This is a genomic window from Xanthomonas sp. NCPPB 2864 (assembly GCF_056675615.1).
The window spans coordinates 37,121-64,019 of the sequence record NZ_JBWWVS010000002.1 but is presented as its reverse complement, the minus strand read 5'-3'; the positions used below and the strand labels follow the sequence as shown (position 1 = coordinate 64,019).

Sequence of the window (26,899 nt, the reverse complement as noted above, 5' to 3'; positions counted from 1 at the left end):
TGAGTTATGGATCGGTTGAAGAGGCTGCGACAGGCATGGGCTCGCCCGCTTGTTGACGACGCATGATTTCCCGGGTCTTGGACAGATCCAGCGCGCCATCCCACTTGGCAATGGCGAGCGTGGCGACACTGTTGCCGATCAGGTTGACCACCGCCCTGGCCTCGTTCATGAAGCGATCGACGCCCAGCAGAAGCACCAGCCCCGCAACAGGCACCGTGTCGATGGTGGAAAGCGTGGCGGCCAACGCAACGAAACCCGCGCCAGCGACACCGGCCGATCCTTTCGAGGTCAGCAACAACACCCCAAGCAAGGCAATCTGTTGGTAGACCGGCAGCGGCGTATTGGTCGCTTGCGCTACAAAGATGGCTGCCATGGTCAGGTAGATACAGGTGCCGTCCGCATTGAAGGTGTATCCGGTGGGCAGAACCAGGCCAACCGTCGATTTGCGCACGCCGGCCAGTTCGAGCTTCATCATCATGCGCGGCAGCACGGCTTCGGTGGAACAGGTTCCGAACGTGACAAGTATTTCGTCCTTGATGAACCGGAGAAGGTGCAAAAGTGGAAAGCCCGTCCACCGTGCGATCGCTCCCAGCACCACAAACACGAACAGTGCCGACGTCACGTAGACGGCCAGCATCAAATGCCCCAGCGACCACAGGGTGGCGAGGCCATACTTGCCGATCGTGAAAGCGATGCCCGCACCGGCGCCCAGTGGCGCGAGTCGCATCACCATGTTGATCATCTTGAACAGTGCCTGCAGCCCGTTATCGATGAGATCGACCAGGGGCTTTCCACGCTCGCCCAGCTGCAATAGCCCCACTGCAAACAACACCGATACCAGGATGACTTGCAGCATGCTGCCTTTGGCGAAGGCGTCCACCAGCGTGGTGGGAATGATGTTCAGCACAAAATCGATCATGCCAGCATCGTCTTTTGCGCGATCGACATACTGTCCGATCGCACTACTGTCGATCGAACCGGCATCGATGTTCATGCCCTCGCCGGGGCGGATGATGTTCACCACGACAAGACCAATCGCCAGCGCGAGTGTCGACACGACCTCGAAATAAATCAGCGCCTTGATGCCGGTTTTTCCGACCTCTCTGACGCTTCCCATCTTGGCGATCCCGACCACGACCGTTCCAAAGATGATCGGTGCCAGAAGCATCTTGATGAGCTTGATGAAACCCTCCGCAACAGGCTGCAAGACCACACCCAGATGCGGCCACACGTAGCCCACCAGACCGCCAATGACGATGGCGATCAGGACCTGCACGTAGAGTTGGCCAAGCACCTGTCTTATGCCACTTTGTTTCTGCATGATCGCCCGCTCCCGTCGACATGCGAACCCACCGGAATTGCCGCTTGCTGGACAACCTGCCTGTGGAGGCGTTGCAAGCTCGAGTCGGAGCGTAAGTGCCAGCGCCCAAACGCTGCCAATGCCTTTTTTATGCGCTTGATGCACAATCGGCATCATGGAACTGACATGGCTCGAAGACTGCTTGGCGTTGGCTGAGACCCTGAATTTCTCGCGCGCCGCACAACGTCGCTTTGTCACCCAGCCGGCCTTCAGTCGGCGCATTCATGCCCTCGAAGAATGGTTGGGCACGCCGCTGTTCACGCGCTCGCGCAAGGAAGTGCTGATGACGCCGGCCGGCGAAGCGTTCGTTCGCAAAGCATCCGGGTTGGTCTCGGGTATTTACGCTGCGCGGCAGGAAACACTGGAAGTGGCCGGGCGACACCGGCCTGCGTTAGCGTTCCTCGCCACCCATGTTCTTTCTTTCACGTTCTTTCCGGCATTTGTCAGGCGCATCGAATCAAACACCGGTATCGGTGCGTTTCAGCTGGTCTCCGACACGCTCAGGGCGTGCGAAAAATTGATGCTGCAAGGGGCAGCGCAATTCCTGCTCTGCCACCATCATCCGCGGATGCGTCTTGGGCTGGACACGGAACAGTTCGAGCGGGTTGTGGTCGGCAACGATGTGCTCCAGCCCTTCAGTGCAGCGAAGGAAAACGGCGACGGCAGTCCGCGTTGGTCGCTTGCCTCAACCGATGCAATGCCCTTGCTGTCCTACAGTGCAGATTCCGGCCTGGGCCGCATCATCGCCGGGCATCCAGCGTTCAAGGATGTGGAGCCGCGCCTGACACCTGCGCTCACTTCCGATCTTGCAGCGACCTTGCTGGCCATGTGCCGCTCTGGTGCCGGGATCGCGTGGCTGCCGCGCACACTGGTGGAAGAGGACCTCGCCAAAGGGCTGCTGGTCCATGCAGCGCCCGGCGACACGCACTGGGATATCGGCATGGAGATCTGCCTGATACGTCACACCGGCGGCTTACCCCGGCAAGCCGAAGACATGTGGGAAAAGCTCAAGCAAGGCAAGCTGGAGACCTAGCGGGTGCGGCATGCGCGCTGCTGCGCGCTTCGAATCCAGCGCTTGCCGCCACTATCCGCCTGCGGGCCGTCCTGGCGCTCCCGCGCACAATCCTTCCATCACCGTCTCCATGAGCCAGGCCAGGCGTGGCTGCCAGTTCTCGGTGGCGTCGATCTGCCAGATCCCTGCGATCGCCAGGAAAAACTTGTCCGTGGTGATCCCTGGACGAATCGTTCCGGCCTTCTCGTTGGCATCCAGCAGCAATTGGGCGGCAGCGATCACGGGGGCATAGCCTGCGTTGCCTGCGCACTCCTTCGCGTTGGCGACAACCCGAAGCGCATCCGCCAGGCCCGCCTTGGTAATGGCGTATTCGGCCAGACGGTTCATCCACTCGCGTAGCGCCTGCTCCGGCGGACGCGTCTTCAGCAATTGCTCGGCGAACCCGGTGACCTGCAGCATTTCATGGCGATAGACCTCTACCACCAAGGCCTCCCGCGTCGGGAAGTGGCGGTAGAAGGTCCCTTGCCCGACGCCCGCCTTCTTGGCGATTGCGCTCAGTGGCACATCGGCCGAGCGCACCAGCTCCGCAAGCGCCACGGACAGGATGCGCTCGCGGTTTTGCAGTGCATCGGACCGCGTTGGCTTTTCCACACCCTGCTCCTCACTGAAATTATTGACAAACGGACAGTTGTCCGCCAACGTTTCAGGGCAAGCGGACTGTTGTCCGTTTGGATTCTACCCCTTCCGTACCCAGGAAACATCCATGAAGAACAGCGGCAACACCATCCTCATTACCGGCTCGACCTCTGGCATCGGCCTCGGACTGGCGCTGCGGCTCCAGCAGGCTGGCAACATGGTCATCGTGTCAGGGCGAAAGAAAGCGCTGCTGGATCAGATCACTGCCGAGCATCCAGGCATCGAGGCAATCGAAATCGACGTTGCGGACGCGGACTCCATCGTCCAGGCCAGCCGCGTGGCGGCCGAGCGCTACCCCGCCTTGAATGTGGTGATCAACAATGCCGGCATCATGCCGAGCGAGAACGTCTTCAAGCCAGAGTCCTTGCAGGCTGCCGAAGAGGCGATTGCCATCAACCTGCTCGGCACCATCCGCATGACCTATGCATTCTTGCCGCAACTTGCCGGCAACAACGACAGCGTCATCATCAACGTCAGTTCCGCGCTGGGCTTTGTGCCGTTCCCGGCTGCAATGACCTACAGCGCCAGCAAGGCCGCGGTGCACTCGTTCACCGAAGCCTTGCGTGTGCAGCTGGCCGACAGCACCGTGCAAGTCGTGGAGCTGGTGCCTCCGGGCGTTCGCACCAAACTGTACGGCCAGGGCAACGACGAACATGCCATGCCCCTGGACGAATTCCTCGACGAAGCACTGGCGCTGCTGCATGCAGAAAACACGCCAAAGGAGATTGTCGTGGAACGCGCCAGGTTTCTTCGCGATGCGGCGGCCAATGGCAGCTACGACGAGATGCTGGGAATGCTTTCTACCGTCAAGTTCTAGGGCTGGCGCAGAACATCCAACTCGTCAGCACGGCGCCACCGCCGTGCTGACGCCGGTCATTCACCCGTGGCGCATGAATGGCTGCAAGGCTGCTACCGCGAGATGCGCAGGCATGTTCGCCGCGCGCATCCAGTGCTTCCAGGTGAGCGCCTTTGAGACCTTTGCAGCGCGCGGACCATACCGGTGCGATGTGCAACCGGCTGGATCCATTCGGGTTGGCACCCGCTCCTCGCGAGGGTTCTTCCGATCCCCTGGAAACGGATCTCAGCGCGGCGCGGTCACTGCCCGATTGCGCGCAACGATCGTCTCGTGACTTGGCGGTGCGTCGGCGCCAAAGAACTCGGCCATCAGTGCATCGCGATGACCCGGTGCATCACCCTTCACTGCGGCCTTGAGCGCTGACGCCAGCTCAGCGGTCGGAAGCTCGGTGCAATACGCAGGCGTGCCTGGCTGCTGCCGCCATGAATCTGCAAGATTTCCCGCGTCGACCGAGTCGAACCCGGCAGCGTCGAGCAGTTGCTGCGCGATCGCCTTGCCGGCCGGACTGTCGCCTGCCACCGGGATGGCGATCCGGTTCTGCGTGCTTGCGGGCTTGCCGCGCTCAGCCAGTGTCCTGGCGAGCACGGCGTTGAATGCCTTGATGATGGGCCGACCAAGCTGCTCGCTGGACCAGACACTTTCCAGCTTGCCGCCGTCGACTTCCGGGATACTGGTGCCGAGCTGCGGGTAGTAGTTCGAGGTATCGATCACCACCACCTCTGCGGGTACCGTGGAGAACAGGCCGGCAACCTCGGGGATCCGGGCGAACGGGATGGACAGCACGATCACCTCGACGTCCTTGACCGCCTCTTCAGCGGCGACAGGCTCGGCGCCGATCGTTTCTGCCAATTCGCGAATGCTGTCGGGGCCTTTTGAACCAGCCAGTTTGACGACATGCCCGGCCGCGACGAATTTGCGTGCCAGGGTGCCACCGATATTGCCTGCGCCAATGATGCCGATGTTCATGTGTGCTCCTTCCGATGTGTGTGACGTGCTGCGGCTCACGCAGTGATGCGTGGATCGCGCCCGTATTGGGCAGGTGCGCCCAGGTGGTCGCGCAGCGTGGTGCCCCGGTAATCGCGATGGAACAGACCGCGTTGCTGCAGGATCGGCACGACTCCATCGACAAAGGCATCGATGCCGTCGTCATTGATATCCGGTGAGATCCAGAAACCATCGGCCGCACCTGCCTCGAACCAGGCCTGCATGTGGTCGGCCGCCTCGACCGCCGGGCCCACAATCACCGGGTGATAGTCGATGACGCCATGGGCCAGGATGTCGCGCAGGCTCCAGCCCTCCCGCGCGATCTGCAGCGCCTTTGTCGAGCGAGGATCATGCGGCGACGGGCGTGCCGCAGCCAGTTGCGCGGGTGACAGAGGCCGCTCGAGTGCAGCAGGATCCAGACGTAGCCCGAGCATCTGTTGCAGGTAACCCAGCCGCTGAGGAAACGTCTGCGCGGTCAGTGCAATCCGGCGATCCAGTGCCGCACGGCGATCCTGCGCGATTGTCGTCATCAGCCCTGGAATGAACTTGATCTCGTTCGGGTCGCGGCCGGCCTGCTTGGCGGCGTTGCGGAAGGCGGTGCGTTGCGCGCGGGCATCTTCAATGCTGAAACACGCACCGATCACAGCACTGGCATAACGTCCGGCCAGCTCCAACGCATTGGGACTGCCGCCGGCATGGAAGATCACCGGCTGGCCCTGCTCGGAGGGTGGTATGTACAGCGGTCCGCGGGAGCCGACGAACTTGCCTTGCAGGTTGATCGGCGCAATTTGCCTGGCGTCGGCAAACCGGCCAGAGGCCTGGTCGTGCAGCCAGGCATCCTTCCCCCAACTGCCCCACAACGCCTGCACCAGTTGCACGAACTCGTGCGCACGTGCGTAACGATCCGCGCTGGGCGGAATTTTTCGCCCGTAGTCCGCGGCGACATCCTCGCCACTGGAGGTCACCGCATTCCAGCCGGCACGCCCGTGGCTCATGATGTCCAGCGCCTTGAATTGCCGCGCAAGATTGAACGGCTCGTTGAACGTCGTGGAGCCGGTGGCCACCAGACCGATACGCTCGGTGCCGCGCGCAACGGCAGCCAGGGTCATCATCACGTCCAGGTTGAAGTGAGGCGCTTCGTTGTCGATATCGGCCACCGCGCTCGGACCGTCAGGCAGGAAGATGAACTGGAATTTCCCACGCTCGGCGGCCTGCGCCTGACGCACGCGGGCATCGAAGCTGGTGTAGTTGGTCGGATCCACCCACGGCATGCGCCAGGCTCCCGGCTGAGACCCGTAGCCATTGCCCAGGTGCAGGCCAATGATCATCGTCTTGGAGTGGCTCATGCGTTCCTCGATCTGCAGTGGTGGTGCGTGCGTCCGGCGGTGGCAACCGGCGGAGACGGCGACGGCCGATCGCCGCCCGCAGTCTCGAAACCTCCCGGTTCAGAGTGCCCAGCAAAAAGGAGACACGCTCCGTTTGTGTCGGGAAATATATGGAGATACACTCCGGATATCAAGAGCCAGACTAACCGACCCATGTCCTCCGACGTTCAGCCACGCCCTCCCCGCGCCGATGCCCAACGCAACAGGACCCATATTCTCGAGGTCGCCGGCAACGCCTTTGCCGAGGAAGGCATCGACGTGTCGATGGACAGCATTGCCAAGCGCGCAGGCGTTGGCCCGGGGACCTTGTACCGGCACTTCCCCAGCCGCGACGCCCTGCTGGCAGCGCTACTGGAAACGCATTACGCCAACCTCGAGCAAGCACGCATGGCCATCAGGGCAGAAGAGCACGACCCGGGGCGTGCGCTGCAACGATGGATCGAGGCGTTGGGAAACTGGATGAATGCCTACGAAGGTCTTCCGGAGCCGCTACGGGCCGCATGGTCCCAGCCAAGTTCGGTGTTGATGCCGACCTGCCAATCCGTGGTCGAGGCCTCAGGCGTGTTTCTGCAGGCTGCACAACGCTCTGGTCAGGCGAGGGCATCGTTGACTGGCCGCGACATCTTTCTTGCCGCGCTTGCGATCGCCTGGGCAGGAGCTGCCAGCGGTGACGCGGACAGCGACGCGCGGCAGGCGCTGCAGGACGTGCTGCGCTCGGGCTGGGCGCTTCCTGCGTGAAAGGCACTTCCCTCGCCCCGCAAACCATCCCGCTCTCTACACAGAAGAACGCATCATGAAGCTAGGCATTATCGGCACCGGCCATATCGGCAAGACGTTGGTGAAAAAGTTGAGTTCGCTCGGCCATGAGGTCAAGGTTGCCAACTCGCGTGGGCCAGAGACGATTGACCTGCAACTGCTGTCCTCGGGCGCTCGCGCGGTGACTGCGCAAGAGTGTGTGGTCGATGTCGATGCCATCATCCTTTCGATCCCGTTGAACAGGATTCCGGAGTTCAAGCCGCTGCTGGCGCAGGTTTCAAGTGATGTCGTACTGATCGATACGTCCAACTACTACCCCGCGCGTGATAGCAAGATTGACGCGATTGAAGCGGGCCAGGTCGAGAGCCTGTGGGTGGCTGAGCAATTGGGTCGCCCGATCGCCAAGGCATGGAATGCGATCGGGTCTGGTTCGCTTGCCGAGAAAGGCCAGCCGGCCACTGCGCCCGGCCGTATCGCCATCCCCGTGGCGGCTGATCGCGACAACGATCGCGAGGTCGCGATGGCATTGGTGAATGACACCGGCTTCGACGCGTTTTATTCGGGCCAGCTGGCTGATTCCTGGCGCCAGCAGCCAGGAGCGCCTGCGTATTGCACCGATCTGACCAGGAGCGAGATGGGCGATGCACTTGCCAGCGCCGACCGCAGCCGACTGGCGAAACGTCGCGACCTTGCCGTGGCGGTCATGCAGGAAAGGCTGGGCGACTCCGCAACCAATCCCGATGCAGGCTTCGGCGCCCGGATCAGTAGAGCCATCTACATGTAGCCAGGCAGGTCGGCAACATCGCCATGTAGTCAGCGCGTTTTAAAACGCAGGCAGGTGTTGCCGAGCCTGAGGATGGCAAGACGGCGGCACGGCGAACAGCGGTTTGTGCCAGGCGTGCAGCCGCCCGTCCTGACTTGCGTCAGGAGCACCCCGACAGCTCGGGCGTTTTCTGAAGGGTGCGATGATAATTTAGTGACAGACATTCCAGTTTTGGACAAGGACGCCGTTATTGGGGAACCGGTGCCAGGCTCGCTAACAGCGTGGAAATCGATGCCTCCACTGATCTCTTCTGGGACGTCCATGATCGCCTTTCTTCAACGCTTCAACGTCGGCCACCGCCTGGCCGTTGCATTCGGAATCCTGATTCTTCTCTCAGGCCTGCTGGTGGCCACCGGCCTGAGCACGATGGCGAACGCACGCGCGCAGCTGGACTTCATCGTTCTCGACCGCACCGCCAAGATCCAGATCGGCAACGGCATGCTGGATGCCAACTCCTCGCTGCTGATCGCACTGGGCACGTATGCCATGGCGACAAGCGAGGAGCTCAACACCGAAGCGCTCAACACCATCAACGCCCAGCGCCAGCGCTACCAGGAGCTGCGCACCAGGCTGGATACGCTGTCCAGCTCGGAGGAAGGGCGGAAGATCCGTAACGAGATGGACGAGCGTCGGGCGACTTCCGTGAAGTTCAACGACGAAGTCATGGCACTGGCCGCCAAGAACGAGAACGCGCAGGCCCAGGACATCCTCAGCGAACAGGCGCGGCCTGCCACGCTCGCCTGGCAGGACAAGATCCGCGAGCTCGTCACCCGGCAGGAAGGACAGAGCAGACAGGCCTACGCAGAAGCAGTCCGGTCGATGGATCGCGGCAAGCTCCTGCTCATCCTCGGCGGTGCCGCGGTCGTGCTGGTCAGCAGCCTGCTAGCCTGGCTCATCACCCGCAGCCTGACCCAGCCGCTGGCACGCGCCACCAACGCAGCCGAGGCGATCGCCAATGGTCAGCTCGGCAACAACGTGCAGACATAGGCCAAGGACGAGACCGGCCGCTTGCTGCGCGCCATGCAGGGCATGCAGACACAGCTGCAGGCCCTTTTGACTGCACAGGGCGACATGGCCAAGCGCCACGACGAAGGCCAGACCAGCTTCCGCATGGATGCCCAGGCCTTCCCGGGCGACTACGGCCGCATGGCCGAGGACACCAATGCGCTTGTGGCCTCCCACCTGGCCGTGCAGTCCAACCTTGCACGGATCATGGGCCGCTATGCCATCGGCGACCTGAGCGAGAGCATGGAGCGCCTGCCCGGTGAGAAGGCCGTGCTGACGCAGACCATGGACGAGGTCAAGGCCAACCTGTCCGCAATGAACATCGAGATCAAGCAGCTGGCGCAGGCTGCCGCGGACGGTGACTTCACCGCGCGCGGCGATGCCGAGCGTTTCCAGTACGATTTCCGCATCATGGTGGAGAGCTTGAACCTGCTCATGGCCACCGCGGACAGCAACCTGCAATCGCTGTCTTCGCTGCTGCAGTCCATCGCCGCAGGCGACCTGACCGCACGCATGACCGGCGAGTTCAGGGGTGTGTTCGCGCAGATGCGCGATGACGCCAACACCACCGCCGCGCAGCTTGCCGAAATCGTTGGCCGCATCCAGCAGTCGGCCGTGTCGATCAATTCGGCGGCCAGCGAGATTGCCGCCGGCAACCAGGACCTGTCGCAGCGCACCGAACAACAGGCGGCCAACCTGGAGGAAACCGCTGCCTCGATGGAAGAACTCACCTCCACCGTGCGCCAGAACGCCGAGCACGCACGTCAAGCCAACCAACTGGCGATCGGCGCGGCAGGCGTGGCGTCCCAGGGCGGCGAGATCGTGAGCAAGGTGGTGGGCACCATGGCCGGTATCGAGGCCTCGTCCAAGAAGATTGCCGACATCATCAGCGTCATCGACGGAATCTCGTTCCAGACCAATATCCTGGCCTTGAATGCCGCCGTGGAAGCGGCACGTGCCGGCGAACAGGGGCGCGGATTTGCCGTGGTTGCCTCGGAAGTGCGCACGCTGGCCCAACGCTCCACCGCTGCGGCGAAGGAGATCAAGAGCCTGATCGACGATTCGGTCGAGCGGGTCGCCGAAGGCTCGACCTTGGTGCATACCGCAGGCGCCACGATGGCCGAGATCGTAGCCAGCGTGCAGCGCGTGACCGACATCATGGGCGAGATTTCCGCGGCGTCGCAGGAGCAGTCGGCCGGTATCGAGCAGGTCAACATCACGGTCACGCAGATGGACGAAACGACGCAGCAGAACGCAGCCCTGGTCGAGGAAGCGACGGCTGCAGCACGTGCGATGGAAGAGCAAGCGACGCAGCTGACCGAGGCGGTGGCGGTCTTCAAGATCGACGGACAGAAAGCTGTTCCGGTCGGCGCAGCTGCTGCCACATCAGCCATTGCGAACTCCGGCAGCAGGAAAACGGCAGCGCCCCTGAAGACACCTGCAAAGGTTGTTCCGCACCGGGCACCACGCAAACTCGAGTCAGTCACCGGCGCAACAGACGGCGCAGGCTGGCAGGAATTCTGACCAAGCCGCGGTGGGCCCGGATTTCCGGGCCCACCCGCGTTCTGCTCTTACGCATCATTGCGCAGCACGTGATCCGCGTGGGCGGTCGTACCGACCGCCCGGGCAAAGGTCATCATCGGACTTCAGACGCAAACGGTGCTCGAGGTCATGAACATCGACCAACGTCACCGCACGTCACCTTACTCCATCAACTCGAAGCTCGCCGTCAGTCCTGCAGCTTCAGCCGATGGCGCCACCCACACAGCGAATACATCCGGCTCCACGATCGGTTCCAATGCCTGACCGATGAACAACAGGTCCGCACGCCGCAACACGAACTCCACCGGCGCGCTACCGCCTGCTGGTACCGCGAGCTTGCGGAAATCCTTCAGTTCCCGCACCGGCCGGTTCACGCTGGCGCTGCGGTCGCGCACATACTACGGTTCGCGCACCCCGGTGGGCAGGCGCTCCCCATGTCATGGACGCCCTGCGCGCAGACGACCCGCACGGCAGCGACTCATTGCGCGATCAGGAAGACCGCATAGATGTTCTCGGTGTAGGTGATCGTGCCGGTCAGCAGGCTTTCGCCGAGGCCTTGCACCTTGCCATCTGCACCAGGTGGCGGCGGCGGCGGCGGTGGGGGTGCCGGTGGCGAGGGCGGCGAAACCACGGAGCTGGGCGTTGGCGCTGCAGGCGCAGACCAGGTGCCGGCTTCGACGCCGTAGGCAAAACTGGGCGCCACATCGGAGATGCTGTAGATCCCGGTCAGCCGCACGCCGTAGGCGCTGGCCAGCCCTTGGGCGGATTCCCGCGATTGCGTTGCGGCTTCGCGTTTGAGTTCGGCGCGCAGCTTGGCCGCATCGGCGTATGCACTCTGCATCGACAACACCTGGACATTCTCGTTGGCCTCCAGGCCACCCAGAAAGGCGCGCACGTCCTTCAGGGACGAGAAGGTGCCGCGGATCTTGCGCTCCACGCGGGTCCCCTGGAACACCGACTTGCCATTTTCGTAGCGCGACTGCGGGGAGATCGACAGCGACGAGGCATAGAGCGAATCCATCAGCACGTGGTTGCGTCGCAGGCCGTCCAATACCGATCGGGCGCGTTCCTCGACAAATTTGCGCGCCAGGTCAGGCTGCAGATCGGTGTTGCTGACCTTGAGATCTAGGATGAAACGGTCCGGATCAACCGTCCGCGAGGCTTGGCCCTTCACCAGCAAATGCGGCTGTGACGGCAGGCTGTTGACCTGCGCTGTCGCCGCGAGCGGCAGCATCAACAGGCTTGCGAAAATCCAGAGGGCAACTCGCTTCATCGGGGTCTTCCTTGATGAGATAGATGGTTATGGATGCATGGCCGAATGACTGAGCGCTGCGAAGTCCGCGCAGAGCCGGTCGACCGACGCGGCCGTGGTCGCCCACGAGGTCACGAAGCGGATCATCTGACTGCCATCGGCGCGCACTTCCCAGCGCTCGAAGTCGTAGCCTTGCGCCAGCTGCGCGGCCTGCTGCGCGCTGACGGCGATGAACTGCTGGTTGGTCGGCGAATCGCTGGTGAACTGCGCGCCAGCGGCCAGCAATCCCGCGCGCAGGCGCTGGGCCATCGCATTGGCGTGTGCGGCCAGCTCGAAGAACAGGCCATCTTCGAACAGAGTGGCAAACTGCGATCCCAGCAGCATGCCCTTGGCCAGCAGCGCGCCGCGTTGCTTGATCAGGTAGCGGAAGTCGGCCTGCAAGGCAGGAGTGACGATGACCAGCGCTTCGCCGAGCAATGCGCCGTTCTTGGTGCCGCCGATGTAGAACGCATCGGTCAGCGCGGCGATCGTGGGCAGATCCAGATCGTTGCCCTCGGCGGTCAGCGCGGCGCCCAGGCGTGCGCCATCCAGATACAGCAGCAGATCGTGCGCGCGACAGAAACGCGACAGCGCCTCGAGCTCGGCACGGCTGTAGATGGTGCCACTCTCGGTGCTGTTGGAGATGTAGACCAGGCGCGGTTGCACCATGTGCTCGTTGCCGTGCACATCCAGCAATGGCTGGATCAGCGCCGGGGTCAGCTTGTCGTGCAATGCGGGTACGGTCAGCACCTTGTGGCCGGTCGCTTCGATGGCGCCGGTTTCGTGCGTGGCGATGTGCCCCGCTTCCACCGCGATCACCGCCTGATGCGGGCGCAGGAACGCCGCGATCGCGGTCAGGTTGGTCTGGGTACCGCCGACCAGCAAATGCACCTCGGCCTGCGCCTGCGCGACTGCGCTGCGGATCAACGCAACCGCACGCGCGGTATGCCGATCGGTGCCGTAGCCGGCGTTCTGCTCGGCGCTGGCCTGCGCCAAGGCCTGCAGCAGGCGCGGGTGCGCGCCCTCGCTGTAATCGTTGCGGAAGCTGATGCGCGCAGCGTTGCCCTGCCCGTCCATCACAGCCCCTTGGCCGCCTGCGCGACCGCACGGAACAGCGCGCGACCCTTGTTCATGGTCTCCTGCCATTCCAGATCCGGGTCGGAGTCGTAGACCACGCCGCCGCCGGCCTGCACGTACAGATACCCATCCTGGATCACCGCCGTGCGGATCGCGATGGCGGTGTCGGCATCGCCGTGCCAGCCGATGTAACCGACCGCGCCGGAATAGACGTTGCGCTTGACCGGCTCCAGTTCGCGGATGATCTCCAGCGCGCGGATCTTCGGCGCGCCGCTGACGGTGCCGGCCGGGAAGGTCGCACGCAGCACGTCGCTGTAATTCAGGCCGGCCTTGAGCGTGCCGGTGACCTCGCTGACGATGTGCATGACGTGGCTATAGCGTTCGATCACGAACTGCTCGCCCACCTTGACCGTGCCCGGTTCGGCCACGCGGCCGACATCGTTACGACCGAGATCGATCAGCATCACGTGCTCGGCGCGCTCTTTCGGGTCGGCCAGCAATTCGACTTCCAGCGCCTTGTCCTGCTCGGGCGTGGCACCACGCGGGCGGGTGCCGGCGATCGGCCGCACGGTGACCACCCCATCGCGCAGGCGCGCCAGGATTTCCGGCGAGGAGCCCACCACCTGCGTGCCGCCCACATCGAGAAAATACATGTACGGCGAGGGATTGAGCGCGCGCAGCGCGCGATACACATCCACCGGACGCGCACGGAACGGCACGCGCAAGCGCTGCGACGGCACCACCTGGAAGATGTCGCCGGCGCGCACGTATTCCTGCGCCTTGCGCACCACCGCGTGATATTCCTCGCGGGTAAACGAGGAGTGGAAGTCCGACTCGTCGATCGCATCGGAAACCTGCGCCTGCGGATACCCGGCACCGCCCTGACGCAGCCGGTGCGCCAGTTCGTCCAGGCGCCGGTTGGCGCGCACATAGGCCTGCGGCTGGCGCGGGTCGGCGTGCACGATCAGGTACAGCCGATCCTTGAGGTTGTCGAACACCGCCAGCTCTTCGGACAGCATCAGCAAGATGTCCGGCGTGCCCAGCTCATCGGGTTTGTCGCCGCTGCCCAGGCGCGGTTCGATGTACTGGATGCACTCGAAGCCGAACCAGCCGACCAGGCCGCCAGTGAAGCCGGGCAGGCCGTCGAGCTGCGGCACCGAATGCTCGGCGCGCAAGGCGTCCACTTCGGCCAGCGGGTCGGCGACCTCGCGGGTTTCCAGCACTTCGCCGTGCTCGCTGATTTCCAGCGTATGCCCGCGGAAGCTGTACACGCGCCGCGCCGGCAGGCCGATGATGGAATAGCGCCCGAAGCGTTCGCCACCTTCGACCGATTCGAACAGATAGGTGTAGGGGCCGTCGGCGAGCTTCAGATAGACCGACAGCGGCGTGTCCAGGTCGGACAGCACTTCGCGGACGACGGGAATACGGGTGTGACCTTCAGCGGCCTGGCGCTGGAACTGCTCTGCAGTGATCAAGACGACTTTCCTTCCGGGACTCTGTGGCGGGGCGGACGACGGCAACGGGCCACCATCGCCACCAGCGGCGAGCGGAAGAGAAGGAGCGTGGAGTCGTCAAGCGGGACACGTCCCTACTGTAGCGCAACTGCCGCGCCAGGGCAGCAGGCCCGAGGCGAAAGCCAAGCAAATTGCGAAGCCGGGCGGGCCAGCCTGGCGCAGAACAGCCAGCCCACGCTCTACCGATTCCCCAATCCCGATTCCCGACTCCCCACCCTCAAGCGCTCCGCAACGGGCACTCCACCGGCAAATGCATCCGCAACCGCGCCGGCACGCATTCGATGCGGAAATGCAGCGAGGTCTCCGGCTCGCCATCCAGGTTCAAGGTCAGCGGCTGATGGGCGACGATCTCCAGCCACGGCAGCCGCGCGCGCACGGCCACACGTTCCAGCGCGGCCTGTTTGCCGCCGGTGACCAGGGTGCCGAGGGTGGCGGCCACTTCGCCGTTGAGCGCGGGCACGATGGTGACGTCGAGCAGGCCATCGTCGATCAGGGCCTCCGGGCACAGCGCCTGGCCGCCGCCGGCCTGGCGCCCGTTGCCCAGGCCAAGCGCGATGAACTCGCCTTCCCAGCTGAAATCCGGGCCGCTGAAGCGGGCGCTGATCGGGTCGATGCGGCCCAGCCGCGACATGCCGGTGATCAGATACGCCAGGCCACCGAGCATCTTCTTCAGGCCTTCGTCGGTTTCGACGGTGACCTGGGTGCCGAACCCGCCACTGGCGACGTTGGCGCACCAGTGCGGGCCGTGCTCGGCGTCGATGCGCAGCAGGTCGATCGGCTCGGCAGGGCGCTCGGCAATCAGCGTCAACGCAGCGAGCGGTTCGATCGGCAGGTTGGCGGCGGTGGCGAAGTCGTTGGCGGTGCCCAGCGGCACCAGGCCCAGCGATGGCAGCGTGGCGGCATCGGCGGTGTGATGCGCCAGCGCCGCGGCCACTTCGCTCAAGGTGCCGTCACCGCCGGCCGCGATCACGGTGTGGGCGCCGTCGGCAACCGCTTCGCCGACATAGCGCTCGGCATCGCCGTCTTCCCAGGTGACCCGCACCTCAAGCTGGATGCCACGCTTGCGCAGCGCTCCCACCGCCTCACGCAGGTCCAGATTGTCGGTGGACTTGCCGTTGAGGATCAGACGCCAGTGGGACGCGGCCATGCACGCTGCCAATGCTGTGGGGGTGGTGGACGCAGGCTAGCAGCGGCCCGCTGCGCGCATCGTGAATACGCAATGTCGCCGGGCTGTCATCGGCATGTCACCGAGAACCCGGAGAGTGGAAGGCCATAGCAGGGACGACGGGCGGAGGCAGGATCAGCCTCCAATTTTCTCGAAGGCCGCTCCAAGGGGAGCGGCCTTCTCTTTGCGTGCCGCGGCGGCGCGCAGGGCGCGCTCAGGCGCCGGCGGCGAACGCGACCAGGCGCTCGCCGTCGAGCCGGTAGACGGTCCAGCCGTCCATCGGGCGCGCACCGGCCACCTGATAGAAGTCGATGGCCGGTTGGTTCCAGTCCAGCACCGACCATTCGAAACGCCCGCAGCCACGCTGCACGGCCAACCGGGCCAGGTGCCGCAGCAAGGCCAGACCGGCACCCTGCCCGCGCGCCTGCGGGCGCACGAACAGGTCTTCCAGATACAGGCCGTTGCGGCCGAGCCAGGTCGAGTAATTGAAGAAATACACCGCAAATCCCAGCGCCTGGCCGTCCTGCTCGCAGATCAGCGCATGCGCGGTGGCGCCCTCGCCGAACAGGCTGGCGCGCAGGTCCTGCGGGCTGGCCTTGACCGCATCGGGCTCGCGTTCGTACACCGCCAATGCAGTGATCAGCTCATGCAGCAGCGCCACATCGTCGGGCGTGGCGGCGCGGATCTGCAGCGCAGGCGCGCTCATCGCACCGCATCCACCGCCGCGCGCATCTGCGCGATCACCTGCGCATAGTCGGGCGCGTTGAAGATCGCCGAGCCGGCGACGAAGGTGTCGGCACCGGCGGCAGCGATCGCGCCGATGTTGTCGGCCTTGACCCCGCCATCGATCTCCAGCCGGATCGGCTTGCCCAGCGCGTCGATCTTGTTGCGGATGGCGCGCAGCTTGTCCAGCGCCGAGGGAATGAAGGCCTGCCCGCCAAAGCCGGGATTGACCGACATCACCAGCACCAGATCCAGCTCGGGCAGCACCCAGTCCAGAATGTCCACCGGGGTGGCCGGGTTGAGCACCAGGCCGGCCTGGCAGCCGTGCGACTTGATCAGCTGGATCGTGCGATGCACATGGCGGCTGGCTTCGGGATGGAAGCTGATGGTGGTGGCGCCGGCCTCGGCGAAGTCCGGCACGATGCGGTCCACCGGCTCGACCATCAGGTGCACGTCGATCGGCGCGGTGATGCCGTGCTTGCGCAGCGCCTGGCACACCATCGGGCCGATGGTGAGGTTGGGCACGTAATGGTTGTCCATCACGTCGAAGTGCACCCAGTCGGCGCCGGCCTTCAGGACGTTGTTCACTTCCTCGCCCAGACGGGCGAAATCGGCGGACAGGATGGACGGGGCAATCGCCGTCGGTTGCATGGGCAGCTCGTCAAGGAACGGAAAACACATTGTCGCAGGCGCGCAAAGCCAGTGCATCCGCAGCGGTCCATCCAGCCTGCGTATGCAGCTGAACCGGCGCACCGCGCCCTTTCGCCAAGGACACCGCATGAAGACCACCCCGCTCGCCTCCGCTGCGCTTGTTTTTTTGATGGCCCTCGCCCCGTCCGCCTGGGCCCAGACCGGCCCGGCCGACTGGTCAGGTTTCTCGATCGGCGCCAATGTCGGCGGCGCCGACGTCAGTGGCGTTTCCGGCGGCCGCTTCGGCTTCGACACCAACCTGGACGGCCGCGACGGCGACCAGGTCAGCACCCCGACCGGCGCCGATGCCTTCTCGCCCGGGTTCTGCGGCGGCGCGGCGGCCGGGCGCACCCCGGCCAGCGGCTGCAGCAAGGACAAGGGCGGCGCCGAATACGGTGCGCGGCTGGGTTACGACTGGCAGGCCGGCAACTGGGTCTACGGCGTCGTTGCCGAGTACACCCGCAACGACCTGCGCGACAGCGTCAGCGCCTTCAGCACCACCCCGGCGTTCTACACCTTCACCCGCCAGCTCAACCGCACCGCCGCACTGCGCGGCCGTATCGGTTATGCCTTTGGCGCGCAGGGCGACTTTCTGGCCTATTTCACCGCTGGCGTGGCACGCGGCGAGTTCGATCACAGCTTCTCCAGCAGCAACACCGCCAACAGCTTCACCAGCAGCGGCGGCGACAGCGCCGACGGCTACCAGGCCGGCCTGGGCCTGCAGCGCCGCCTGAGCGACAACGTCTCGGTCGGTGTGGAATACCTGTTCACCCGCCTGCAGGACGAAGACACCCGCGTGCGGGTCGGGCCGGGCACTGCGCCGGCGACCAACCCGTTCCTGCGCGTCAATCCGGCCGGCACCGACCTGCGCCGCAGCGATACCGACTTTTCGTCGAATGCGGTGCGCCTGACGGCGACCTATCGCTTCTGAGTGTTCGGCGCCTGAGTGACCGCGCCTGACCTGTCATGGGTCGGGCGTTTTCATTTTTGGCGCCCATGCCGACCCTGTGTGGGTGCCTGGCAGCGATATTGCAGCGTAGGCTGGATCAGCGTTTGCGCAGGCGCTGGATCCGATCGTAGGCCGCATTGATCTGGCTGGCCTTCTTCTCCGCCTGGCGGCGTGCTTCCGGCTCGGCGTTGGCCACCTTGTCGGGGTGGTAGCGCGACATCAGCCGACGGTAGGCCAGGTCGATCTCGGCGGTGGTGGCGTCCGGCTCCAGTCCCAGCGCTTCGTACGGGTTGTCGGCGCGGCGCTTGAACCAGCCGGCGTCCACCGCATGCCCGATCGCCAGGCCGATCATCAGCCCGAGTACCGGCGCGCCGCGGAACAGCAGGGCGCCGGCCAGTGCGCCGAGCAGTTTTCCGTACCAGGACATGGGCGATCGGGGGGCGGGATGGCGGGCTGGCGATCTTACCCGAACGCCCGCCCGGCCTGGCTGACGCGGCATGCACGCCGCCCACCGGGGCGGCTCCAATAAATCCAGCGGCGCGCGCCGAAGCGCCGTACACTACGCGGCCCGCTGCCCACCCGCGGGCCCGCCGGGTCCCGGGGACAGCGTCATTGCGACGTCCTTAGGAGTGCCTGTGTCGACCACGCTGTTGCAATCCGATCTGCCCGGCCTGCCGTTGCGTCACCGTGGCAAGGTCCGCGATGTCTTCGACATTCCCCGCGAGCGCCTGCCCGCCGACGCGCCCCCGGGCGATTATCTGTTGATGGTGGCGACCGACCGCCTGTCCGCGTTCGACGTGGTGCTGCCCGACCCGATCCCCGGCAAGGGCGAGATGCTGTGCCAGGTCTCCAACTTCTGGTTCCACAAGACCGAACACCTGATGCCCAACCATCTGGTCGACATCACCGTGGAGCAGGTCTTGCCCGAGGGCGTGGACCCGGCGCTGTATGCCAAGCGCGCCGTGGTCACGCGCAAGCTCAAGCCGGTGCCGGTGGAAGCGATCGCACGCGGCTACCTGATCGGCAGCGGCTGGAAGGATTACCAGCGTACCGGCAAGATCAGCGGCATCGAACTCCCCGACGGCCTGCGCCAGGCCGAGAAACTGCCCGAGCCGATCTTTACCCCGTCGACCAAGGCCGCAGTCGGCGACCATGACGAAAACATCGACTTCGATGCGATGGTCATGACCGTCGGCGCCGAGCTTGCCGAACGCGTCCGCGATGCCACCTTGCGCATCTACCGTTTCGCCGCCGATTTTGCCGCCGAGCGCGGCATTCTGCTGGCCGACACCAAGTTCGAATTCGGCACCGATGCCGATGGCCGCCTGTACATCATGGACGAGATGCTGACCCCGGACTCGTCGCGTTACTGGCCGGCCGACCAGTACGAACTCGGCACCAGCCCGCCCAGCTACGACAAGCAGTTCGTGCGCGATTATCTGGAAACCCTGGACTGGGGCAAGACCGCACCCGGCCCCAGCCTGCCGGCAGAAGTGATCGAACGCACGCGCGCAAAATATGCCGAGGCATTGCAGCGGTTGGCGGGTATTTCGGTCGATTGATCTCCAAGGCCCCGCTCCCGGGGCTTTGAGGCTGTAGTAAAGCAACAATGGCGGGCAGCGCTCTTTATTGAGCGCTGAAAGATGCACCTGACGCAGTCTGTTGCCAAGAAAAGTCGCAATGGCGCTCCCATACTTTTCATTCCGCAGCCGCGCCGGACAGAATCCGCTGTATTACTACGTCATTGCGATTCCTGCAGACAGCGTCGCCGGATGCAAGAACAACCCGGCATGCGGAACATATGGCGACAGGCCGATCCAACGCCCGAAGACCACCATTGGCGAAAGCTGTCATGCCGCCGCACCAGGCCAGTATGTCGGCGACTGCGCGCAGGGATGGGTGGGTGCGGATGCACTCGATGTATTTTCAAACGGGATATAGTCAGCCGCACCATACCGGATAAATCCCCGGCCAAACCATGATCAAATCATCATGACTTTTGCGCAGGATCGATCGAGATAGCCCGGCTTTGCTGACCGCAATCAATGGCCGTGGACTCACCCGAGCACCGGGCCACCGTCGGGCTGCTTGTTCTGCAAGGGTATTGGCCTTCCGCATGCCGGCCAGTTTGCGCGAGCCACGACTCCGCCAGCCTTCACACATTGGCAAGCAGCGCGCGTATAACATCCCGCCCGCGTTCCAGTTGCCCCGCTATGATCAGGAGGATCCCTTGGCCCGTTTCCGAACGTCTCTGCACGCTCTCGCACTGAGCCTGGCGCTGGTCGCCTGCAAGCCGCAAGCTGAGCCCGCCGGCGCTGCGACGCCTGCCGCGAATGCAGCACCCGCAGCCTCGGCGCCTGCCACCGATCCGGCAACGCCTGCGCAGGCGACAACCTGCCCCAGCGCCGACTTCTCTGCATTTCTGAAAAGCTTCAGTGCAGACATTGCGGTACAGGAAAAGGCCACCGCCGATCCGCTGACGATGATCCAACTCGACCCGGACGCGCAGCCCGAGCCCACCCCGGTCACCCGCACGGTTCCGCTGGCCAAGGTCGAATGGCCTGTCATTCCCAACCTGGAGGCAGCCCGCAACGGCGGCCGCGAGGTCACGATTTCCGAAGAGGCCGATGGCCGCCAGGTACTGGTCCGCACGCCGGACACCGGCGATCAGCAGGTCTACCACTTCGCCCAGCGTCCTTGCTGGATGCTGGTCAAGGTGGACGACCAGTCCCTTTAATCAGCGCGCTAGTGGCGACACTGGTAATGGCATATCCGCCAACGTTTCAGGAGATAACCTTGCGTCCTTTCCGACTGATCGGCCCTGCATTGGCAATTGCACTCGCGGCCTGTAACGGACCTCAAGCTGGCGGTGCGACCGGGCAGTCGACCGCCGCCGCAGGTACCGCGGCGACGCAGCCGTCCGCACCTGCCGCACCAACCCCCGCAACACCGACACAAGGGACTGTACCTATGGGCACGATAGACTCCTTCATTCCGGCGGGATCGAAGGCTCTGGAGACCATCCGTGGCGATCTGACTGGCGCGGGCCGCTCCGATGCGTTGGTGGTGATTTCCCCACCCTCCAGCGGCGCCGAAAAACTTGGCGAGGGACAACCGCGTACGGTGGTGTTGCTGACGCAGACCGCAGACGGTGCGCTGCAGAAGGCCTCAGAAAACAGCAAGATCGTGCCATGCGCCCGTTGCGGCGGTCTGGCAGGCGACCCCTACGCGTTTTCGCGCATCCAGACCGGGCAATTCACCATTTCCATTTCCGGCGGATCGCGCGAGCGCTGGGCAGACGACTTCACGTTCAAATATTCGGCAGACAAGCAGACCTGGTTGCTGGACAAAGTAGTGCGTGACCTGTCCGATACCGAGACCGAGCAGCACAACACCCTGGAATTGACCGCCAAAGACTTCGGCACGGTGGCGTTTCAGGAGTTTGATCCATCCACATTGAAGAAAGCTGCGGCATTGGACGACGCCGCAGCCGAGAAGGCGAATTAAAGGGACGTAATGGTTTGCACGGACAAGGAAGGAGTCCGTTATTTCATGTTGCTAAGAAATGAGGAGTTACACCATGGCAACCGATCGTGAGACAGGGCTGCTCCAGTCAGCCTATGCTGCAGGCATTACCCAGCCGAAGGAGCTGGCAAACTTCATGGCCCAGGTGGGTCATGAATCGATGGGCCTCAACCGCCTGGAAGAAGGGTTCCGCTATACGCATGGATCCTCACAGGTGAGTTCGAAGGTGCGCTCCGCACTGCGTGAGGGCCCCGAAGCCCTTGAGCAGGCACGTCTGGATGCCCTGCGCGGGCAACCGGAAAAACTGGCCGAATTGATGTATGGCGGACGCATGGGCAATAACGAGCCCGGCGACGGCTACCTATACCGTGGCCGCGGTTATATGCAGCTCACCGGCAAGGACCAATATCGTGCGGCCGGCGAAGCGTTGAACCTGGATCTGGTGGCACACCCCGATCTGGCGGCACAACCTGAAAACGCGTCCCGCATCGCCACTTGGTACTGGCAGAACAACGTGCCGCAGGCCGCTAGGCAGGACGCGCATGCGGCAGGTGTTGCGATCAACGGCGGCGATCCGCCAAATGGATTGGCCGACCGCGAGAACCGGTTTGCCCGCTGGCAGCGCGATATCACTCCAGAGCTGATGAACAACCTGGCCCATGGCCAGCTCGGACAGCCGGTGCAGCACACTGCACCAGCACCTGTGCAGCCACAGCAAGGTGGATCCAGCTCGTTTCAGCAGACGATGGAACGCATGCTCCCACCGCAGAACGGGACGGCACCGCACATCACCGGCCATTACGGCGAGCATCGCAGTGCCCGTGATCACGGCGGTACCGACTTCAACTACCAGGGTGGCCAGACAGGCCGCAACATGCAGCACCCGACGGTGCATTCGCCGGTCGCCGGAACCGTCACCTTCGCGGGCGGCAACTACGGCACCGTCAAGATTCGCGATGCACAGGGCAACTCGCACGAGATCCTGCACCTTGACGCGCTCAAGGTGAAGGAAGGTCAGACGCTGTCCGCCGGCGATGCCATCGGCACGATGGGTGGACGCGGCCCGAACGGTAACAGCCAGTACGCGCAGCATGTGCATTACCAACTGCGCGATGCCAACGGCAAGCTGACCAGTCCGGAGACATTCTGGAATCAGGGCCATCAGCAGGAGTCCGGCGCGCGCCACTCCCAGCCGGCGGCAGCGCCTGGCAATGGCACGCTGCGGCATGGCGAGCAAGGCAGTGATGTCGGCAAGCTGCAGCAGGACCTCAACCGTCTCGGCGTGCGCGATGCGCAGGGCAACCGGCTCACCGAGGATGGCCGCTTTGGCGACAACACGCGTGAGGCGGTGATTGCGTTCCAGAAGCAGCACGGGCTGCAGCCCGATGGCGTGGTGGGGCGCAACACGCAGGCCGCGTTGTCCGCACAACCGACCCAGGCACAGGCAGCGCAGACGCCGGTTGCTGCACCCAAGGGGCCGTCGCTCGACGATGCCTCGCATCCGGACCATGCCTTGCACAACGCAATACGCAGCAAGCTGCCCAGCATGATCTCCAACGAGACCGCGGCCCACGTCACCCTGCAGGCCAAGCAGAACGGTATCGATTCGGCAGACAAACTGCAGAACGTCACCGTGCAGGATGGCAAGGCATTTGTCATGGGCACCACGCCGGGCTTCCGTGCGGCGGTGGATCTGAACCAGCCAGCTCCCCCGCTGGAGCAGACCAGTGCGCAATTGCTGGCTGGCCAGGCTTCGCAGCAGCGTGCGCAGGATGAGCAGCAGCGGGTTGCGATCGGCGGCCGCTGACGGTTCAACGCCGCAGCACGAAAAACCGGCCAGATGTCTGGCCGGTTTTTTTGTGTCTGTCTGCTTTCGACAGTAGCCCCGAGAGCGGCGCTGCGGCCGCGCCTGACTGCACACGCCGCGCGGATTGCCTGTCGTTGCCAGCGGATCGAGCGTCGCTGGAGTTTGGTGCACCCTCCAGATTGCGACAAGACGGCATGCCTGCCGCGCTGGCGATGTCGCACACGCAGTGACACTCCTGCTGCTCTGCGATGCCCTCCACACCGCAAAGTGGCGCGGCGCACAGAACGCAACACAGCTGTAACTTTTACTACTGTGCTGTCATGGACTGTGCAAGTTTATCTGCCGGCACCTGTTGCCAGTCGCGATCGGCCGTGATGCGTATCGCCGCCGATCTTTGCATTGCACGTTTTCGGGGAGAGAGTCGTCATGCAAGTTCATGTCCTGGGCGCGGCGATCTGCTGCGCGCTATCGTTGTCTGCTGTCGCCACTGCTGCGGATCTTTCTGCAGATGCCGCGGTGTCGCGCGCGCAATCCTTGTTGGGCAATCACGCTGCGGCGCTGGCCAATCGTGCAACGGCCGATGCGTTTGTCGCGCGCGACAGCATTGTCGATGCCGACGGCAGCGAGCATGTGCGCTTTGATCGTACGTATCAGGGCCTGCCGGTGATCGGCGGCGATGTGGTGGTGCATTCGCGGCGCGGAGTGATGCGTCAGTTGAGCCAGAGCATGGACACCAGCGTGCGCCCGAGCATCGTGCCCGGCATCGATGCCGACACGGCAGTGCGCGCGGCCGGTGCGCAGTTCGATCTGGCACCCGATGCCGCGCCGCGCGCAAGCCTGGCCTTGTATGCGCGTCAGGGCGCACCGCGGCTGGTCTATGAAGTGATCTACAGCGGCATTAAGCCCGATCAGACGCCGACCGAAATGCATTACATCGTCGACGCAATCAATCAACGCATTCTCGAATCCTGGGACACTGTGCACACCGCCTGCGCGGGTGGCACCAGTGCGGCCGGCACCGGGCGTTCGCTGTATGCAGGCAGCGTGGCGTTGGCAACGACGCGTTGCAGCAGCGGTTACGAGTTGACCGATCTGAGCCGCGGCAGCGGCGCCACCTACAACATGCGCAACAGCACCTCTGGCAACGGCACGCTGGTCACCGATGCCGACAACGCCTGGGGCAGCGGCGCCAACAGCGATACGGTGACCGCGGCAGTGGATGCGCATTACGGCGTGGCGTTGACCTGGGACTATTTCCGCACCACCCATGCGCGCAGCGGCATCGCCAACGATGGTATCGGTGCGCGCAGCCGCGTGCATTACGGTAGCCGCTACAACAACGCGTTCTGGCAGGACAGCTGCTTCTGCATGACCTTCGGCGATGGCGACGGCAGCACGTTCACGCCGCTGGTGTCGGTGGATGTGGCCGGCCACGAGATGACCCATGGCGTGACCAGCCGTACCGCGCGCCTGGTGTATTCGGGCGAGTCGGGCGGCCTGAACGAAGCCACGTCCGACATCATGGGCGCGATGGTGGAGTACTCCGCCAACAACAGCGCGCAGCCGGGCAACTACCTGATCGGCGAGAAGATCATCCCGGGCAACAGCAGCGGGACGCTGGCCCTGCGCTACATGTTCAAGCCCAGCCTGGATGGCGATTCGCCCGATTGCTACAGCAGCAGCCTGGGCTCGCTCAACGTGCATTACAGCTCGGGCGTGGCCAACCATTTCTACTATCTGCTGGCCGAAGGCGCGGTAGTGCCGAGCGGCTTCGGGTCGGGCACCAGCTGGAACGTGACGCCGGCCGGGCTGGTCTGCAACGGCAATACGGCATTGACGGCGATCGGCCGGGCGGCGGCCAGCCGCATCTGGTACCGCGCGTTGACGGTCTACATGACCTCCTCGACCAACTACGCGGCCGCACGCAGGGCCACGTTGAGCGCGGCCACCGATCTGTATGGCAGCAGCTCCACGCAGTACCGCGCGGTTGCCGCAGCGTGGAGCGCCGTGTCGGTCAACTGATGCACACCGGCCCCTGCCACGCGCACTATGCGTGGCAGGGAGTACGGCTGCCACAGCGCCATCCGCGCGCGTATGCTTGGGTCATTCCTGGGAGGGAACATGACCGAACGCACCAAGACCGCGCGACCGATCGACCGCTATTTCGCCAGCTACGCCGACGATCACCGCAACACCACCAATCAGCAGATCCACGTGCTGGCGGTGCCGGCGATCCTGTGGTCCGTGGTGGCCCTGCTGTGGTGCATCCCGGTTGGCGGCACCTGGTTCAGCAGCGGCGTGTGGGCGGCGTTGTCGATGTTCGCGGCTTGGTCGTACTACAACCGCCTATCGCGTCCGCTCGGGCTGGGCATGCTGGGGATCTTCTTTTTCTTCGGCTGCCTGTGCCGGTTGCTCGAAGGCAGACTCGGGCTCACCGGGCTGTTCGCCACGGCGCTGACGGTGTTCGTGCTGGCCTGGGTCGCGCAATTCGTCGGCCACCGGATCGAAGGCCGCAAGCCGAGCTTCCTGACCGACCTGACCTATCTGCTGATCGGGCCGATCTGGGTGTTGGCCAAGCTCTATCGTCAATTGGGTTGGCGGTACTGAGCGCGAGTGACAGCCAGAACATAGCCGGTCGCCGGCGGGGTCATGACCTGAAAGCAGCGGATTACGCCTGAGCGCTGCGGCGGCTAACGGTCATACTGCATCGCCCTGCACAGCAGAGCTAGCGGACCGCGCGCCATGCAGGTCTTCGAAGCACATACGCCCAGACGAGCCTCACTCGCCGATGCCGAGTTCTTCGGGCAGGGGACGAAAGGCGCGCGGCGCATAACCGAAGTCGCGACGCGCCGGTTCCAGGTCGAACACCAGGTCATCGCGCATGCGCTGCAATGCGGCCGCATTGATGCCACGCAGGCGCCCCAGCCGCTGTGCAGCGGTCAGGGCAAGGCCGAACAGGCCGGGCGGCACCTGATACAGCCGCGCCGGTCGCGGCAGCGCCGCCAGCACGCGCTCCACCATCTGCGTGTAGGCCAGCACTTCGCCGCCGCCGACGGCATAACTGCGCTGCTGCGTCGCCGGCTGGGTGACCACCGCCAGCGCGGCGCTGGCCAGATCGTCCACATGCACCGGCTGGCGCAGCCCTGTCGCGTTGGCCGGCAGCACGAAGGCGCCGGTGCGCTGCGCCAGCCCGGCGATCTGGGTGAGCGTGCGGTCGCGCCCGGCACCGTAGACCAGGGTCGGGCGCAGTACCGTCGCCGCAGCGCCACGCGCCTGGGCTGCGGAAAACAGCGCCTGTTCGGCATTTGCCAGGCGCTGTGCGACATCGCGCTCGGCCGCGTCGATCGAGTGTTCCTTGACCTCCAGGCTGGTGGAACCGAACGCCACGATGCGCGGAGCACGCACCGGATTTTCGACATACCAACGCGCGAAATGGTCCAGCGGACCGCAGCTGAAGATCACCTCGAATGCCTCGCCCGCGGCAGCCGGCATGGCCAGATCGCCCTGCCGCCAGATCAGCCCGGCGCGCGCGGCACGTGGCTGGCGCGACCAGGCCGTCACCTGCCAACCGCGGCCGAGCAGCCGCGTCAGCAGGCGTTCGCCGATCTGACCGCTGCCGCCGAACACCAGGGCGCGCGGCGCAGAAACGGCAGTGGACGGAGCGGGATCGGCAGCGGTCACAGGGCTCGGATGCAGTCTGGGTGATCCCAGCATAGCGAGTGACAGGCAGCGGCGCGAC

The 26,899-nt window shown here is 64.5% G+C and carries 24 protein-coding genes and 2 pseudogenes; 13 read left to right on the top strand and 13 right to left on the bottom strand.

What is annotated here, in order from left to right; genetic code table 11:
* Positions 1-4: 4 nt before the first annotated feature.
* Complete coding sequence (gene dctA, locus AC1KVE_RS05290; RefSeq protein WP_226426936.1) at positions 5-1,321, bottom strand: C4-dicarboxylate transporter DctA; 1,317 nt, start codon at positions 1,319-1,321, stop codon at positions 5-7.
* A gap of 154 nt (positions 1,322-1,475) precedes the next feature.
* On the opposite strand from dctA, the gene AC1KVE_RS05285 reads away from it, so the two are divergent.
* Complete coding sequence (locus AC1KVE_RS05285) at positions 1,476-2,393, top strand: LysR family transcriptional regulator (protein ID WP_051750189.1); 918 nt, start codon at positions 1,476-1,478, stop codon at positions 2,391-2,393.
* A gap of 51 nt (positions 2,394-2,444) precedes the next feature.
* Here AC1KVE_RS05285 and AC1KVE_RS05280 read toward each other — a convergent pair whose 3' ends face one another.
* Positions 2,445-3,023 (bottom strand): TetR/AcrR family transcriptional regulator, encoded by a 579-nt coding sequence (locus AC1KVE_RS05280; protein ID WP_039522468.1) that lies wholly within the window; start codon positions 3,021-3,023, stop codon positions 2,445-2,447.
* A gap of 112 nt (positions 3,024-3,135) precedes the next feature.
* Between AC1KVE_RS05280 and AC1KVE_RS05275 the strand changes: the two genes are divergently transcribed.
* Positions 3,136-3,885, top strand: a complete 750-nt coding sequence (locus AC1KVE_RS05275) for an SDR family oxidoreductase (RefSeq protein ID WP_184457386.1) — start codon at positions 3,136-3,138, stop codon at positions 3,883-3,885.
* A 264-nt stretch (positions 3,886-4,149) separates the two neighbouring features.
* Here the strand turns inward: AC1KVE_RS05275 and AC1KVE_RS05270 are convergent, their stop codons facing one another.
* Positions 4,150-4,890 (bottom strand): NADPH-dependent F420 reductase, encoded by a 741-nt coding sequence (locus tag AC1KVE_RS05270; RefSeq protein WP_184457388.1) that lies wholly within the window; start codon positions 4,888-4,890, stop codon positions 4,150-4,152.
* Between the two features lie 35 nt (positions 4,891-4,925).
* Positions 4,926-6,254, bottom strand: coding sequence for an NtaA/DmoA family FMN-dependent monooxygenase (locus AC1KVE_RS05265; RefSeq protein ID WP_481092550.1), 1,329 nt, complete (start codon positions 6,252-6,254; stop codon positions 4,926-4,928).
* 135 nt (positions 6,255-6,389) lie between these two features.
* Here AC1KVE_RS05265 and AC1KVE_RS05260 point away from each other — a divergent pair, with 135 nt between their 5' ends.
* The 3 genes and pseudogenes from AC1KVE_RS05260 (at position 6,390) to AC1KVE_RS05250 (ending at position 10,401) form a co-directional block, all read left to right on the top strand.
* On the top strand, positions 6,390-7,031 hold the full coding sequence (locus AC1KVE_RS05260) for a TetR/AcrR family transcriptional regulator (protein WP_311543050.1): 642 nt from the start codon (positions 6,390-6,392) through the stop codon (positions 7,029-7,031).
* Entirely contained in the window at positions 6,961-7,833 is an 873-nt protein-coding gene (locus tag AC1KVE_RS05255) for an NADPH-dependent F420 reductase (RefSeq protein WP_226426938.1), read from the top strand. The genes AC1KVE_RS05260 and AC1KVE_RS05255 overlap by 71 nt, the downstream gene beginning before the upstream one ends.
* A gap of 300 nt (positions 7,834-8,133) precedes the next feature.
* Positions 8,134-10,401, top strand: a pseudogene (locus AC1KVE_RS05250) (methyl-accepting chemotaxis protein).
* Between the two features lie 179 nt (positions 10,402-10,580).
* On the opposite strand, the pseudogene AC1KVE_RS05245 reads toward AC1KVE_RS05250, so the two are convergent.
* The 7 genes and pseudogenes from AC1KVE_RS05245 to rpe form a co-directional block, all read right to left on the bottom strand.
* Positions 10,581-10,817, bottom strand: a pseudogene (locus AC1KVE_RS05245) (fibronectin type III-like domain-contianing protein); the annotation flags it as partial.
* An 80-nt stretch (positions 10,818-10,897) separates the two neighbouring features.
* A complete protein-coding gene (locus AC1KVE_RS05240) occupies positions 10,898-11,692 on the bottom strand; it encodes an SIMPL domain-containing protein (protein WP_184457395.1) in 795 nt (264 codons plus the stop codon).
* Between the two features lie 27 nt (positions 11,693-11,719).
* Positions 11,720-12,787, bottom strand: a complete 1,068-nt coding sequence (locus AC1KVE_RS05235) for a threonine aldolase family protein (RefSeq protein ID WP_481092551.1) — start codon at positions 12,785-12,787, stop codon at positions 11,720-11,722.
* Positions 12,787-14,262, bottom strand: a complete 1,476-nt coding sequence (gene trpE / locus AC1KVE_RS05230) for an anthranilate synthase component I (protein WP_046345463.1) — start codon at positions 14,260-14,262, stop codon at positions 12,787-12,789. Before trpE ends, AC1KVE_RS05235 begins: the two co-directional genes overlap by 1 nt.
* Before the next feature lie 256 nt (positions 14,263-14,518).
* Positions 14,519-15,448 (bottom strand): lipid kinase YegS, encoded by a 930-nt coding sequence (gene yegS / locus AC1KVE_RS05225; RefSeq protein ID WP_054592401.1) that lies wholly within the window; start codon positions 15,446-15,448, stop codon positions 14,519-14,521.
* 232 nt (positions 15,449-15,680) lie between these two features.
* Positions 15,681-16,172 (bottom strand): GNAT family N-acetyltransferase, encoded by a 492-nt coding sequence (locus AC1KVE_RS05220; protein WP_226426940.1) that lies wholly within the window; start codon positions 16,170-16,172, stop codon positions 15,681-15,683.
* Positions 16,169-16,840 carry a ribulose-phosphate 3-epimerase gene (rpe, locus tag AC1KVE_RS05215; RefSeq protein WP_102254998.1) on the bottom strand — a complete coding sequence of 224 codons (672 nt, stop codon included), beginning with the start codon at positions 16,838-16,840 and terminating at the stop codon, positions 16,169-16,171. Before rpe ends, AC1KVE_RS05220 begins: the two co-directional genes overlap by 4 nt.
* Before the next feature lie 127 nt (positions 16,841-16,967).
* Between rpe and AC1KVE_RS05210 the strand changes: the two genes are divergently transcribed.
* Positions 16,968-17,810 (top strand): outer membrane protein, encoded by an 843-nt coding sequence (locus AC1KVE_RS05210; protein WP_226426941.1) that lies wholly within the window; start codon positions 16,968-16,970, stop codon positions 17,808-17,810.
* 115 nt (positions 17,811-17,925) lie between these two features.
* Here the strand turns inward: AC1KVE_RS05210 and AC1KVE_RS05205 are convergent, their stop codons facing one another.
* Positions 17,926-18,255 carry a J domain-containing protein gene (locus AC1KVE_RS05205; protein WP_016901358.1) on the bottom strand — a complete coding sequence of 110 codons (330 nt, stop codon included), beginning with the start codon at positions 18,253-18,255 and terminating at the stop codon, positions 17,926-17,928.
* 208 nt (positions 18,256-18,463) lie between these two features.
* Between AC1KVE_RS05205 and AC1KVE_RS05200 the strand changes: the two genes are divergently transcribed.
* The 7 genes from AC1KVE_RS05200 to AC1KVE_RS05170 all read left to right on the top strand — a co-directional run bounded on the left by AC1KVE_RS05200 (position 18,464) and on the right by AC1KVE_RS05170 (position 25,767).
* On the top strand, positions 18,464-19,390 hold the full coding sequence (locus AC1KVE_RS05200) for a phosphoribosylaminoimidazolesuccinocarboxamide synthase (protein WP_046345459.1): 927 nt from the start codon (positions 18,464-18,466) through the stop codon (positions 19,388-19,390).
* Positions 19,391-19,508: 118 nt separating this feature from the next.
* On the top strand, positions 19,509-19,769 hold the full coding sequence (locus tag AC1KVE_RS05195; RefSeq protein ID WP_311540099.1) for a hypothetical protein: 261 nt from the start codon (positions 19,509-19,511) through the stop codon (positions 19,767-19,769).
* A 289-nt stretch (positions 19,770-20,058) separates the two neighbouring features.
* Positions 20,059-20,565: a hypothetical protein gene (locus AC1KVE_RS05190; protein ID WP_167763544.1), complete on the top strand. Its 507-nt coding sequence runs from the start codon at positions 20,059-20,061 to the stop codon at positions 20,563-20,565.
* Between the two features lie 233 nt (positions 20,566-20,798).
* Positions 20,799-21,335 carry a hypothetical protein gene (locus tag AC1KVE_RS05185; protein ID WP_102250958.1) on the top strand — a complete coding sequence of 179 codons (537 nt, stop codon included), beginning with the start codon at positions 20,799-20,801 and terminating at the stop codon, positions 21,333-21,335.
* 73 nt (positions 21,336-21,408) lie between these two features.
* Positions 21,409-23,160: a peptidoglycan-binding protein gene (locus tag AC1KVE_RS05180; RefSeq protein WP_184381080.1), complete on the top strand. Its 1,752-nt coding sequence runs from the start codon at positions 21,409-21,411 to the stop codon at positions 23,158-23,160.
* 426 nt (positions 23,161-23,586) lie between these two features.
* Entirely contained in the window at positions 23,587-25,182 is a 1,596-nt protein-coding gene (locus AC1KVE_RS05175; RefSeq protein ID WP_184381078.1) for a M4 family metallopeptidase, read from the top strand.
* A 99-nt stretch (positions 25,183-25,281) separates the two neighbouring features.
* Complete coding sequence (locus AC1KVE_RS05170) at positions 25,282-25,767, top strand: Mpo1 family 2-hydroxy fatty acid dioxygenase (protein WP_024938209.1); 486 nt, start codon at positions 25,282-25,284, stop codon at positions 25,765-25,767.
* Between the two features lie 171 nt (positions 25,768-25,938).
* Here the strand turns inward: AC1KVE_RS05170 and AC1KVE_RS05165 are convergent, their stop codons facing one another.
* Positions 25,939-26,841, bottom strand: coding sequence for an NAD-dependent epimerase/dehydratase family protein (locus AC1KVE_RS05165; RefSeq protein ID WP_024938210.1), 903 nt, complete (start codon positions 26,839-26,841; stop codon positions 25,939-25,941).
* Between the last annotated feature and the right edge of the window lie 58 nt (positions 26,842-26,899).